Annotated in this window: 12 protein-coding genes; 2 read left to right on the top strand and 10 right to left on the bottom strand. The window is 50.6% G+C overall.

Translation table 11 applies throughout. The features are described 5' to 3' along the window. From F0L74_RS13805 to F0L74_RS13820, 4 genes are all read right to left on the bottom strand, one after another. Positions 1–2604, bottom strand: coding sequence for a S8 family serine peptidase (locus F0L74_RS13805; RefSeq protein ID WP_149838436.1), 2604 nt, complete (start codon positions 2602–2604; stop codon positions 1–3). After that, on the bottom strand, positions 2601–4673 hold the full coding sequence (locus tag F0L74_RS13810; RefSeq protein WP_149838437.1) for a caspase family protein: 2073 nt from the start codon (positions 4671–4673) through the stop codon (positions 2601–2603). The genes F0L74_RS13805 and F0L74_RS13810 overlap by 4 nt, the downstream gene beginning before the upstream one ends. Before the next feature lie 183 nt (positions 4674–4856). Then, complete coding sequence (locus F0L74_RS13815) at positions 4857–5252, bottom strand: ComEC/Rec2 family competence protein (RefSeq protein WP_149838438.1); 396 nt, start codon at positions 5250–5252, stop codon at positions 4857–4859. 5 nt (positions 5253–5257) lie between these two features. Then, positions 5258–5542, bottom strand: a complete 285-nt coding sequence (locus F0L74_RS13820) for a hypothetical protein (protein WP_149838439.1) — start codon at positions 5540–5542, stop codon at positions 5258–5260. Between the two features lie 110 nt (positions 5543–5652). Between F0L74_RS13820 and F0L74_RS13825 the strand changes: the two genes are divergently transcribed. Next, on the top strand, positions 5653–6435 hold the full coding sequence (locus tag F0L74_RS13825) for a fatty acid desaturase family protein (protein WP_149838440.1): 783 nt from the start codon (positions 5653–5655) through the stop codon (positions 6433–6435). Positions 6436–6504: 69 nt separating this feature from the next. Here the strand turns inward: F0L74_RS13825 and F0L74_RS13830 are convergent, their stop codons facing one another. From F0L74_RS13830 to F0L74_RS13845, 4 genes are all read right to left on the bottom strand, one after another. Beyond that, positions 6505–7539 (bottom strand): acetamidase/formamidase family protein, encoded by a 1035-nt coding sequence (locus F0L74_RS13830; protein WP_213086960.1) that lies wholly within the window; start codon positions 7537–7539, stop codon positions 6505–6507. A 114-nt stretch (positions 7540–7653) separates the two neighbouring features. Next, positions 7654–8049, bottom strand: a complete 396-nt coding sequence (locus F0L74_RS13835; protein ID WP_149838441.1) for a VOC family protein — start codon at positions 8047–8049, stop codon at positions 7654–7656. 104 nt (positions 8050–8153) lie between these two features. Then, a complete protein-coding gene (locus F0L74_RS13840) occupies positions 8154–9065 on the bottom strand; it encodes a Nif3-like dinuclear metal center hexameric protein (RefSeq protein WP_149838442.1) in 912 nt (303 codons plus the stop codon). Between the two features lie 104 nt (positions 9066–9169). Next, on the bottom strand, positions 9170–9442 hold the full coding sequence (locus F0L74_RS13845) for a hypothetical protein (RefSeq protein ID WP_149838443.1): 273 nt from the start codon (positions 9440–9442) through the stop codon (positions 9170–9172). A 627-nt stretch (positions 9443–10069) separates the two neighbouring features. Here F0L74_RS13845 and F0L74_RS13850 point away from each other — a divergent pair. Beyond that, entirely contained in the window at positions 10070–10537 is a 468-nt protein-coding gene (locus F0L74_RS13850) for a hypothetical protein (RefSeq protein ID WP_149838444.1), read from the top strand. 6 nt (positions 10538–10543) lie between these two features. Here F0L74_RS13850 and F0L74_RS13855 read toward each other — a convergent pair whose 3' ends face one another. Next, positions 10544–11287 carry a sensor histidine kinase gene (locus tag F0L74_RS13855; protein ID WP_149838445.1) on the bottom strand — a complete coding sequence of 248 codons (744 nt, stop codon included), beginning with the start codon at positions 11285–11287 and terminating at the stop codon, positions 10544–10546. A gap of 212 nt (positions 11288–11499) precedes the next feature. Continuing rightward, on the bottom strand, positions 11500–13683 hold the full coding sequence (locus F0L74_RS13860; RefSeq protein ID WP_149838446.1) for an ATP-binding protein: 2184 nt from the start codon (positions 13681–13683) through the stop codon (positions 11500–11502). Positions 13684–13700: the final 17 nt, after the last annotated feature.

Raw genomic sequence — 13700 nt, forward strand, 5'->3', positions numbered from 1 at the left:
TTATGCCACCATGGTCTCTTTAAGGTAAGGGGAGGCATAGGGCGACTGCAATACTTTTTGCCGGAAAGCGGCATCCTCTACCAGGGCCTTTATGCCTGCTTCATTACCCAGGTCAATGGTAGAAACAAGGCCGTAGAACTGCGGGTCTGTATATAACAGGTCCAGTAGCTCATGCGCCAGCGCCTCCGGTTCCGGTTTAGGCCCATTGGCCCGGAACAGCTGGCGGTTGGCAAAGAAGGAGCTAACGAGCTGTGTAATGCCCCATATGCTGGATTCTGCCTCCGGCGCTTTTTTAAGCTCCTGCTCATCCGGTACGCCTACCTGCAACGCATCATACGCTCTTAAAATACCGTTGCCATAATACTTGCGCCATTCCGGGAAAGCGGCCTCCTTTGCGGCGGATCTATACAGCGCATAACGCACGGCCTCTACTTTTTTCCATTGCTGCCCTTTTTTATAGTATCCTTTTGCTTCCATAGCATCACGATGGTGGGCTATCCAGATGGCTGCCGCCGCTGCTACCTGTGGCGTAGCAGAGGAGGTGCCGCCGCCGCTGCGCACAAAGGGATGTACCGTAGAGGCCCAGGGCGTATTGGGCGTATAAGCGGCCAATGCCCGCGTCATGCGCGAGGCAGGCCCCCAGGAGCCCTGCATATATTTGGTGGTGATATTAAAACGGCTTTGCTGCAGAAAGTTCACATCATAAGGCTGGTGGTTATACATGGCGCCCGTGGCAGCTATCACCCGCTCAAATGCCGCGGGGAACATCACACATTTGGGTAGCAGCGCCCCAGGGCCTTTATACCAGCAATTGCTGGCGGCGGTGACCATCACAATACCGGATTCATATGCCCGGTTAATAGCCCTCGCCATACGTTTGCTGGGTTTACCCGCCATGGACATTGAGATCACTTCGCATTCCTGTTCTATGGCATAATCCACCGCCTCACAGAAGTTGTTGGAGTTAAAGATCACTACAGACTCTGACACGCGCATGGGGATCACTTCCGCAAAAGGCACGCCGCCTATATAACCTTCAAACTCGCCAAAAGTGGCGGCTTTATCTGTTTTATAACCGGCCAGCAGGGTAATAGTGCCTAAACCATGCCCATCCTGTCCGGATTCTATCAGGTCTATAGCGGGGTTCTCATCTTCCCCGTTTATGAAGCTGCGGGCCGCCTCCCGGTTCAGGTATACCGGCAGGCAGGTATGTTGTATATAACCGGTATCAATATGCCCTACACGTACATGCGCTTCCGCATTTTGCGCCAGTACAAAATCGCGGGCCTTTGTCAGTTGCGAGTGCGCATCATCCAGGTGCCAGCCTATGCCCACCTTGCCCTGCAATAAGGAAGGGGGCCATTCCTGTATATAATCCGGGTTATTGGCGTCGCCCTCGCGGCTGGTCTTTTCCCGTTGTGCGGGGTTCACGGTGATCAGGGGCTCTACGCTTACAGTATAGTGCAGGGCGGCCAGCTGTGTTTGCAGGGCATGCGCAGCGCTCCAGCCCAATTCCGCGGGCATGGAAAGCACTTCCAGCGTAAGCGCGGTACCAGTAGGCGTTTTTTTATGGCTAAGGATATTGACATCTGTACCGCCTGCAAAATCGCCTTTAAGGTCCCCTTCTATTTCCGTTAATAATACCGCGGGCGTTTGCAGGGCCAGGGTATCCCATTGTTCCGGCGCGGCTACCGTACGGGTGGCCGGCTCAAACAGTATAGGATCGCGGTGACCGGTAACGGTGGCCGCATTGGGAATATCTATCGCAAACGGAAAGCCGTAGTCAAAAGCGTCAATAATACCGCCATACTGGAAAAAATTAGGCACGGGGAACTGATAACGGTTGCGCACGGCTGCCATCAGCATCTCACAATTGGCGGTGGCATAGGCCGGGTCTGGCAGTATGCTCATAAACGCTTCTGTGAAGATGCCGTTATTGGCGCCATCCAGTGTTTCCTGATCATCCTGGCAAGCAGCCAGCAGCTTTACGGCTGCTTTTACGCCGGCTGCCTGTTTTTTAACGCGGTATTTATCCTGTATGGCTTTATAGGCGTCTTCGTTCTTTTCCAGCGTGCGTTCCTGTACTTCGTCTGATAGCTGGCGGGATAGGATGCCCCTGGCGCCGGCAGCAGCGGCCATGCCCTTACCCAGCAGGCGGCTCAGGTCTGTATCCGCTACGCGGGTAATCGTACCGGAATGGCAACTGTCTGAGATCACGAGGATCCGGGCGCCTTCCGGAAAAGCCTCAAAGGCTTCGTAGAGCTCATCATCCAGCAACTGGCGATCATACAGGCACCAGGTCTGGTCATTACGCTCATTATCAAAACCAGCCGGTTTATCATTGGGCATTACGCCGCCATGACCGGCATAGGTAAGCAGCAGTATATCGCCCGGCTGCATTTGCCCGGCACAGCCGGCCAGGGCCTGCAGTACGGCATCTGCACGGGCTTCGCCATCATGCAGGGATAACGCTTTGTATCCCTGTTGCTCCGCATAACTGCGCCAGAAAACGGCGTCGTTCACGGCTGCCCTTAGCGTGGGCACGCCGGGATAATGTTGTTCGTCAAGATGATTAAGGCCAATATGGATGGAATAACCCGTCATAATGCAATTTTTTTTGGGGTAGATGGTGTAAGGTTAGATGAGACCCCGGTGATCCGGATATGATTGGTAAATATTGTCCAGTTTACATCATTGTCCACGGCCACGCTTTTCTTTGCAAAGCCTATTCCCCTGGTGAGGGGCGTTTCCAATGGCAGCTCTTCCTGCTCAAAACTGGAGAGCTGCAACGGTTGGGTAGATACAAAGATCTTCAGCAGGTCTGTTATTTCGTTAATCCCGTAGGTGTAGTATAACTCGTCCATATTCACGGGGATGGTATGCTGCTCTTTTCCCGTATCGGGGTTAATGAATTGCAGGGTAATGGGCGCCCCTCCCTTTACCAGGCGGGAAGCGCTGGCATCTATCAACCCCTCAGCTATGCCGTATTTGCTGCCCAGGTATAATACGCCTATAAAACATTCCGTTAGTGTAGCGTTATCTGCCAGGGCTACACTCAGGCGGAAACCCGGCGCTTTTTCATGCCTGTAACGCAGGCGTATCTCTTCATCCGGCCGCAGGGGAATAGGAGTACCGGGCAACTCATCTGCGTTTGCAGCGCCCAGGTCCTCCCCTTCTATGATCTCCAGGGTAAATACAAAATCCGTATCCTTTATGGTAGTATCCACATTACGCATTTCTGCCACGCTGCACCAGCGGCCTATCTGCTCTGCATCCCCCAGGAACTGCGCTGCGTCTTCCGTACGGGCAAATAAAGGCACATCGCTATCACTGGCGGTAAATAAGTATGCTTTTTCTGCTGTCAGCCGGATCAGGTAGTCATGCACTTCCCGCTGCCCATGGAAATCAAGATCCAGGTAAAACGGGGCCGCTTTTTCATAAGCAGCCTGCAGCGCCGCCATCATCCCGGCATCTGCCTGCAGGGATTGGGCCAGGCCTATATTCAGCCGGGCGCCGGCCATCTGTACGATCACCGCTTTATAATCTTCCCGGCTGTTATCAAAAGCAGCCATGCCGGCTTTGTCCAGCACCGATGTAGTAGCGCCGGTTTGCGTTATTTTAATGGTTTGATCAACACCCATGATCTTTACAAGGGTATCCGCGCCGCCGGTGGAAGGGGTAATGCCATGCATAGCGCCGCCATGGAGTATCCAGTTCTCTTTGCTAAAGTCGTAACGTACCTCGTAGCTGGCCTGGTAAGGGATCAGATCTGCGCCCAGGAACTGCAGGTCCTCATCTTCCTTCCGGGTAGCGGATATTACGGGATGCTGCTGTGCATAGCGGCCTGTCACCGTAACGGCCAGGTTCTGTATAATGCTGCGGTAGCTGCGGGCCGTGCCCCCTGCGCGCAGGAAAGGGATGAGCCGGGAGGTGAACAATCCGCCCGCGCGCGTTTCTGCCGCTTTCTCAAAATCCTGTGCGGAAGATAGCTGCACATAACGGGCTATTTTAATGGAGGCCTTGCCATTCTTTGGCTCGTAGAAATTACGCGGGTCATTAAAACCCAGGTATTGGTCCAGCGGCGCCTGTACGGCAGAGGGGGCTTCCATGCGGTAGCGCAGCTCCTCATCTTCCGTTGCTATGGCGCGCATATTATTGCCGGAGTGGCAGCAGTCCATGATCACCAGGCAATGCACATCCTTTCCTTCCAGCGCATCCCAGATAAGATAGGCCAGCTCTTTATCGATGAGATCGCGGCTCTGACTGGCCGGATCGCGGCTGTCTACACATACCAGCGTTTCGTTCTGTCCGTCTGATTTAAGATGGCTGAATTCGGCAGGCGCCTTTATCTGGGAGCCATGGCCGCTATAAAAAAGCACACAGATATCGCCGGGCTGCGCCTGTTTTAAATGACTGAAAGCCTTTTGTGTAATATGCGCAAACGTAGGCGCTTCATACTGGATGGGAACCGGCAGTTTGCTGATCCGTTCTTCATCTGCCTGGTTGGGGGCCAGCAGGTATAAAGGCGTATATTCAAGCGGGGATTGCTGCTGTGCGCAGATCTCGCGCAATAAAGCGTCTATTTCCAGCACATCTTTTACGCATCCCCTTAACGCATTGCTCATGTAATTATTGATCCCGATAAGGGTCGCAAATAGTTTTCGCGTGCTCATGAAAGGAATAATTAACGGGGTTCAAGCTTTGAGGTACAACATCCAACCATACATCCCTATTAGCCATAGGTATACATACAAACAACACTACATAAAGTAAAGCTATTTTTAGCAGAATACGTTCATATGAGCAAAATTAGATATGGGGGAGAGCGCGCTACAGGGGGGATGAAGGAAAGCGCGTTAACGCTTTCCTCCGGATGTATAGGGCCCAAACACTTGCTTCACCTGCTGTCCCTTCTTAAAGGAATCCAGCACAATAATATTGTACGAGGCGCCGTCCGGGGCCACCCGTACTACAATATGGCCTGAAATGCTTTTGTACGAGTTTTCCAGCGCAGGGCCTATCACCAGTTTGTTGGCCTCCAGCATATTGGTGGCAAACAGATCATGGGGGTAAGGATTGGTAGCGCGGGAGGTAAGCCGTATCAGCACTTCATGACCGGGATGGTCGCTGGACCATACCTGCTCTATCCATACGCGGGGGCGTAATGTCTGGATATAGTGTATGTTCAGCGAATTCCGGTTGCCATGGTGGCTCATGGTCGCAATATCCACCTGCCCTACTGCCGGGGCCACCGCGCTTAATTGTAGTCCGGGTAGCCGCGGTCTACCAGCTGGTGAATGGGAATACGGTCCCCCACCCCGGTAATACCCGTGAGGTAGTATTGCCCGGAGGCAGCCGCTTTTGCGCCTTTGTACATGCCGCCAAAATGATCGTCATGGAAATGCGTGATCATGGCGTAATCGATCCAGGCAGATGGATTAACGGCCTTGATATAGTCCGCTGCTGATATATTGCCCCGTATTTTGCATTTACTGCAGGTAGGATTAGGTACCGCAATATTAAGCAGGAGTAACGGGAGCATATATTACTAAATTGTTAAGGGGATTTTTCACCCCAGGGAGCTATATGACAATTATCATAGTCTGTACGGCCCGCACCCGGTACCTTTGAACTACTATCAATCCCTACTATATGACACATGCCGAGATCCTCAAAAAAGTGCAGTGGAAGGACCTGAAGCAGCTTTCTGTAAAAGAGATGCTGATCGAGAACAACCTTACCATCCCCTGGCTCCTGGCTTCCTGGATACTGGCTTATTATGGTTATTATATTGCGGCCCTGCCCTTCTCCGCTTTCTTTTTCCTTACCGGGTTAAGACAGGTGCATAATGGTTTCCATCAATCGCTGGGCACCAATAAATTCCTTACCTGGTTATCCCTGTACCTGAACAGCATATTAATGATGACGTCTATACACGCTGTTAAATTCAATCATATCCGGCATCATAAATATTGTCTTTCTGAAGAGGATTATGAGGGCAAATCCGCTGGTATGAGCTGGTACGGTGCTATCCTGTATGGCCCGGTGCATATGTTCCTGATCCATAAAGTAACCTTACAGCTGGGTAACCGGAATTATGTAAGGAATGTGCTGATAGAACTGTTATCCATTGCCCTGGTAGCTTTTGGCGTGTTTTATTTCCAGATCCATTTTCTCATGTATCATATTATCGTGATGGTGTTTGGCGAATTCCTGATGGCCTTTTTTGCGGTATGGACAGTGCATCATGATACGGAGCACAACCCAGCCTTAGCCAGAACACAGCGCAGCGGCTGGAAGAATAAGATCACTTTTAGCATGTTCTATCACCTGGAGCATCACCTGTTCCCCGCGGTGCCTACCATCAAACTGCCGGAGCTAGCTAAACGTATAGATGAAGCCATGCCGGAACTGGAAAAGAAAAATACTTTCTGATAAGGGAATGCTTATAATAAAAATGGGCTGGCCAATTACGATTGACCGGCCCATTCCTGTCTATAAGGTTTACTGCTTTACAAAAACCACTTTAGGCAACATGGCGTGTACGCCTACATTGCCATCCACCAGTTGCGTAATATTCACATCCACCGCTACGCTGCAAAGCATATAAGCATCTGCCTGGGACAAATGTTTTTCCTCCATCAGGTAGCGGATCATTTCCCGTACGGCTATATGGGTAGCGGCATTGAGGTCGCGGTCGCAACCCATGGTAATGATATGGGTAGCAGTTTCCGCGCGGGGCCAGCCTATCTTTTTGCCTTTATGTACAATGAACTGCAGTTTGCCCCTTAAGGAGGTTTCAATAGCGGTAATATCTACCTCTCCATTCCCCTGGGCAGCATGGCCATCGCCAATCTCAAACAGCGCGCCTTTTATATGCACGGGTATAAAAAGGGAAGAACCAGCCACCAGCTCCTTATTATCCAGGTTGCCGGCGTGTACCCACGGTGGCGCACTGTTCCAGCGGCCGGCCTCCTTGGGCGGGGCTACGCCTGCGCTGCCAAAAAAGGGACGTAACGGCACAGCTATACCATCTGCAAAATGGCCCAGCATTTTTTCCTTATCCAGGGGGATGATCTTCATTTTGCGGTCAAAGATCTCATCTGACAGGAAACCTGCTTGTCCAATAGCATTATAACCATAGGGAATGGCCAGTTCGATGGTCTCAAAACGCACTTCCAGCACATCGCCGGGTTCCGCGCCGTCTATATAGATAGGGCCGGTGAGGATATGGCCGCCGGGGCCTTTATCTTTTACGACCTGTACATCGCGCAGCTCCTTCTCCACTTGCGCGGCAGGCAGGCCGGCGGCTTCCAGCCTTTCCGGCGAGGAAGTGATGAGCGTGTGTACCTGCACGTAGTCTCCGGATTTTACGCGCAGCGCCGGCGGCATCTCTGACCAGTAATGGCCCCAGGCTACTGTGGTGGGCGTGGGCTCCAGTATATAAGGGCTGGCGGAAGTGCCCTGTTGTGCGGCTGCGGCTAATGGCAACATGGCTAAAAAGAGGGCGGTCAGGCGCGACCGGGATAGCGGGAACATGTGTCTTTGATTTTGGTTAAAACAAATATAGCTTTTCCGCTATACAGAAGCAAGGAACGGCAAAGGCTTGCCTGGTATATACCGGACAAGCCTTTGTCTTTGATCTTACCTGATCTAAGCTTTCTTAATATCTTCCCACAGGCCCAGCAGGTTGCCCTCACTATCTGTAACATAGGCATAGTAACCTGTGCCTTCAATTTCCTGTTTGGGTTTTAACACCTGGCCGCCGGCGGCTTTTACCTTCTCTGCATATTCATCAATAGAAGGCACATTTACCGTTACCTGCGGCGTTTTTACCACCTCGTCACGTTTTACGATGGCGCCGTTAATAGCGCCCGGCTCCTTGGGTATAAAGGTGGTCTCATCCACCTCCACCGTTCTGGCGCCTGTGTATACAGACCCGTCCTGTAAAGGCCAGTCCTGTATTCGCCAGCCGAAAATATCGCTGTAAAATTTCCTGGCCCGCTCAATATCATCCGCGGGGATCTCGAAATGAACTACTTTTTGCATGGCAGATAGATTTTAAGCTAATTTAGATAAAAGCGGCGGGATACAAGCCGCAGCGGTTTCTGCGGCTGCAGCCCTGCGGTTTGGCCAGCGCTGGATAACCGGCGTCAGCTAAAGGTAAAAGGATTGCCAGACGTTATATGGGTTACCTTTATACCCTGCAGTTTAGGCTGCAGCCAATCTACCAGCCATTCCATACCCGGCTCTTCGCTTTGCGAATGACCCAGTACGATCAGCGCTGTTTTAGCGCCCAGTTGCCGGCTATCACGTATGTATTCCGCGGTTTCCCATTCGTGCACTTCGCCTACGATCAGCACATCCGGTTTTTCTTTTTCTACGATGGCGATCTGCCGCTGGCCGCCAGCTGCGCCAGGCATCAGGGCAATCCGCTGGCAAACCTGGGCGGGGTCGCCAATAGTACGCAGCTGAGTGATATCTAAAGAACTTTTAAGCGTGGTGATGATGTCCGCAAGCGGTGTGGCTGGCAACTGCAGGATCATCTGGCCCGGCTTATAATACTGCAGCCAGCCGGTTTTGCGTAGTACGCCATAACCAATACCATCCGGCCGGTAAGCATGCCAGTAGTCATGGAAACGCCATACAGTAATGTTATGTTTTTTGAGCAATGCCTGTTTTTGTTTTACCACTTCATTGCCTGGCACCCAGTTCACATCATCCTGGTGATTATAGAACGTAGGTTCATGTGCGATGATGAAATTGGCATTGCGTTTGGCAGCTTCTTCTATTACCTGTACCGTGGCAAACATGGTGGTTACGATACCCGTTACCTGCTGGCTTGCGCCGCCGCTTTTTAACGTATCCACTGTTTCTTTAAAGGGCGCACCGGGGATCTCTTTCAGTATGAGGCCGATGATATCCTGTACGGTATAAGGCTTTTGCAGCAGGCTGTTTTGCGCCGCCATGGCTACGCCTGGTATGGTCAATAACGCGGAAGCGCCGGCGGCTTTTAGTGCGTTGGCAATAAAGGCCCTTCTGGCCGGCAATTGAGGAAGATCCATGAAGCAAAGTTTTACTTTGCTAAAATAATGATTAAACGCAAAGGGCGGTATAATAAAAAAGCTCCGCTGCGCACAGCGGAGCAATCCTAATACGTAAGGGGCTATCAGGGCTTAGGATGACAATCACATTTTGTGTAATCTGAGTAACATTCCTGTACAGTAAGGCAGGTACGGTCCGTACCACCGGTACCAGGATAATTGCAATCATCCGCATAAGATTGCGGGCAAGGAAGGGTGGCAGTACCTTCTTCGCACCTGCAGAAAGAGCAGGGAAGCGTGCCGGAGCCGGCGCCATACAGATTAGACTGACGGGATTTACTTAATGAGGCAACCACGATCTTGCCAAGATGGAGTTTTTTCTGGGTCTGTTTTTTCATTTGTTTTGAATTTTAGTTAACTGTGAGATAAAGCATGGTCAATCCAGCATAATACGGGCAACTACAGCAAGTATAGGTTTTGCTGCCGTAACGGTACAGTACATATTAAAGGCATTATCATCCCTCCCGGGTTGGGTTAATTTTCCTTTAGCTGAATTGATGATTGAAATTTTCCTATATGATTCCTTTTGGGTGTTAAACTTATTTTGGGGCTCATTTCAATTATGCGGACGTGAAGGTAAATACTTTCTTTTGTCTGAAGAAAAATATTTGTTGTCCGGTTTAGTAAAACCAGCCTCTCCTACCCTCTTATCATTCCTTTTAGCTTTTCCCTTATAAGTATAAGACACAACCGATTGCAGGACTAGACCCAGCCTATTCCAGGCGGATCCCTACTTATAGATAACCGGTATATAACCCGTATCTAACCCGTATGTAACCCGTATATAAGCCGTCCCTTTATAGATACGGGTTATCTACCGGTTAACTACGGATCAGCTACTGATCAGTTAGGGGATATCTATCACTGCATCATGTCAAAGGTATTAACCGGAATTTCCTTACCTTCAGTTACAGCAAGCTGCCCTGTTTAACCCGATACCCCGGATCAATTAAAGTCCACAGGATATGAAAAGCGTTATCGTATGCCTATTGTTATGTGTAATGCAGGGCGCCATGGCCCAAAGCAGGAAGGAGTTCAAAGCAAGGATCAGGAATGGTTATACCACCGCATCTGGCTGGAAGATCAAAAAAGGCGATACTATTCAAATTGGGAAAGGCTCCCGGGAGAACGGGTCCTTTGCGTTTATTTACAGCGCGCCGCAGGATAGCGCTATGTTATACCTCAGGTATGGGGAGTACGCATCGCCGCAACTGCTCAGATACCGGGACCGGCCATTTGGCACCGTACGTTTGCCGGCAAAACGCGCCGGCAGAATGGCCAGGGTAAAAGGGCTGATCTTTACCGGCGGCAAAAAGGACGAGTACAAGGTAATTGCCGTAGCGGGCATGAAGACCATGACCCCTTACTGGATAGAGATAGACAGTGCGTTATCAGTGGGCGAGATCATACCGCCCAAGGGTTTGGGATTATAAATGGAATCAGGCCGGCTCAGACTTTAACGGGAAGGTAACGGTGAATGTACTACCAGCCCCTTCCTCGCTTCTTACGGTAATAGTACCGTTCATGGCTTCCGTCAGGTTCTTTACGATAGCCAGCCCCAGGCCTATGCCACCCAGCTGTGACTTAAACCCGCTGGAGAGCTGGCGGTATTCCTGGAAAATAAGGGGCAGCTCCCCGGAGGAGATGCCGATACCCTGGTCTGTGACCTCTATGCCAAAATGACTGGCATCCACAAAACAGGCAACAGACACCACTGTACCTGCCGGGCTGTATTTTAAGGCGTTCATGAGCAGGTTGTAGATGATCTGCGTTAAGTATACCTTATCCGCAAAAACAACCGGCGGGAACTCCCGGGGCACCTGTTTTACGACGGAGATCTCTTTGTCCAGAAAAAGGGCGGACATGGATAACAGCACATTATCCAGCCACTTCCTGAAATCGAAATGGGTTTCCATAAGTTGGTATTTTTGCTGGTTTTCCTGCCGTACCACCTCCCGTACCCGCTCAAAGATCTCATTCAGGTTATTAGCGGCAGAAAATATCATTTGTAAAAGCTCCTGTACAAATTCCTTGTCCCCGCTTTCTATCTCCCGTTTCAGGAACGTAGCTGCTGTTACCACCCCATTCACCGGCACCCCTATCTCGTGCATGGCGGTATGAAAAATAGATTTGAGCAACTCGTAGGAAGGCTGTTCCGGCAATTCTTTCTCAGACGTACGCATGGGATAATTTTTTGATGGATGCTAACGCTCCGGCATAACCGGAAACAAGGCAATTTCATTTGCCGGGAACGAAAAGGCAATAAGGCGTTGGTACTATTTTTATACGTACAAGGCAGTAGTCTCCTTTACCAGTAAGGGTTTGCACCCCACGCCAGCGGCGCGTGGGCTATGTTAAGTTTTTTATGCAATGGATGGCAGAGGCGGGGAAGGGATCAGGCCTGCAGCTTATTGATAAGCTGTACCTTGTTAGATACATTAGTTTTTTCAAATATGTTTTGGGCGTGTTTCTTGACGGTCCGCTCCGCAATAAAGAGGTTATCGCCTATCTCTTTATAGGAATGTCCCTCACAGATCAACCTGGCAATGTCTACCTCCCGGGTGGTGAGGTTATACTGGCTGCAGTTCTGTTCAAAACCGCCGGAAGCCGCCTGTTTAAGATCCAGGTTCTCCACTTTCTGCAGGGCTTTGATGGTATTGTTCAACAGGCTTTTTTTCTGGCGGAGGGCATTATCCAGCACAGAATTGATCTTCTGGATCAGCTCCTCCATCCGGAAGGGCTTGGGTATATAATCCAGGGCCCCCAGTTTCAGGCCCTCCAGTTTATCCTTACTGGTAAATTTGGCAGAGAGAAAGATAAAGGGGATATGGTTATAGTCCGGGCTTTCTGAGATGATCCGGGCAAATTTGAACCCATCTACCTTATCCATCATCACATCTGAGATGATGAGGTCCGGGGGTACGGGATAACCTTTTACCTTTTTAAGGGCCTCGTTGCCGTTAAAGGCCACACATACATTGTACCGCTCCTGCAGCTTTTTTAACAGGTAGCTGATCATGGCCTGGTTATCCTCTACCAGCAGGATGGTTTGGCGGCGGGGATCGTAGGCGGTATCCCGGATGTTAAAGTCCGATACCTCCAGGCCGGAGGAATCGCTGATCTTATAGTCCGACACCACGGCCTCATTCCTGGCCAGCAAATGACGGGGCAGCGTTACGACCATCCGGGTGCCTTTTTTCTGCTGGGGGTTGCTCTCTATGAAGATCTGGCCGCCCAGGCCGTCCACGATCTTTTTTACCATTGGCAGGCCCAGGCCCATGCCCTGCGCGCTTTTCTTTTGTATGTTGATCTGGTAGTAGGGCTCAAAGATCTTTTTCTGCAGGCCGGGCTCAATACCAATGCCGTTATCCTGCACCATGAGCCGCAGCCGGTTACCGGCTGTCTCCAGGGATACGTTGATCTCCCCTCCTTCTTCCGTGTATTTAATAGCGTTCTCAACCAGGTTTACCACTATCCGGCTAATGGCGTCCGGGTCGGCTTTCATCAGCACATCATCCTCCACATCTTCTTTAAGGGTGAGCTTTTTTTTGCGGGAATAGTTGCGGAACAGGATCAGGTTATCTGTAAGCACCTGGCTAACGTTCATGACCTGGGCATAGTTATATACAGGCAGGCCCTTGTCATACCGCTCCAGGTCAAACAGGTTGCTGATATCATTATTCAGCTTGGACAGGTTCCGTTTAACGATCAGCAGGTCCTCGTTATACCCGTGCTTCTGGATGTATTCCTCCAGGTAATTATTCATAAGGGTGATGGGCGTTTTGGTCTCATGTACCAGGTTCACAAAGGCATTGGTCCTTTGCTCGTTGGATTTTTTAAGCTCCGCCGTTTGTTTGTTAACCTCTTTTTCCAGGTTAAGGGCGTATTGCTGCAATTGCTGGTATTCTGCCTTTGATTTCTGCACCGTTTGGCGCATAAGGGTAAAGTTCAGCAACAGGTATACCACATTATTGAATACCCCTACCACCCAATTGGGCTGCCCCAGGAATACGCCTACCACCGGCGAAGTACACCAGAATACCAGGGAGGCAAAGATCCACCATCTTTCACGTGTACGGGCCTTGTTCGTCTCCGTGCGCTGTGAGATGGCGATCATCCGACCCAGGTCTATAAGCGCATATACGGCGTAAGCGCCGGTACAGATATAGGCATATAACAGGGTATGATCCAGATTGCCAGTGATGGGGAAATAAATAGTATAAAAGACAATAAAGGGCACCACCAGGAACAGGAAACCATATTTACGGTGAAATTCCAGGCGGGGAAGACCGGTGGTCATTACACTGTAGAACGGCATGTATGCAGTAACAAGATAGCCAAAGCCCTGGTTGATGATGATCTGCAAGGTATAAGGCAGGGGGATGTTCTTATCCGGCATCTCCACCAGGTTCTCCGCCATATTATACAGGATCAGCGCGCCTACCAGGATAATATGCCACAACCTTTCCTTTTCATGGCGGCGGGCCAGGAAGGATACTAACTGGTTCCAGAAGATGACTATTTCCAGCAGGATAATACAAAAGATCACCAGGTTAAGCTGGATATGGAACAACAACATACGGTGTTTTTATAGGG

It is taken from the genome of Chitinophaga agrisoli (genome assembly GCF_008386695.1).
GTDB lineage: Bacteria > Bacteroidota > Bacteroidia > Chitinophagales > Chitinophagaceae > Chitinophaga > Chitinophaga agrisoli.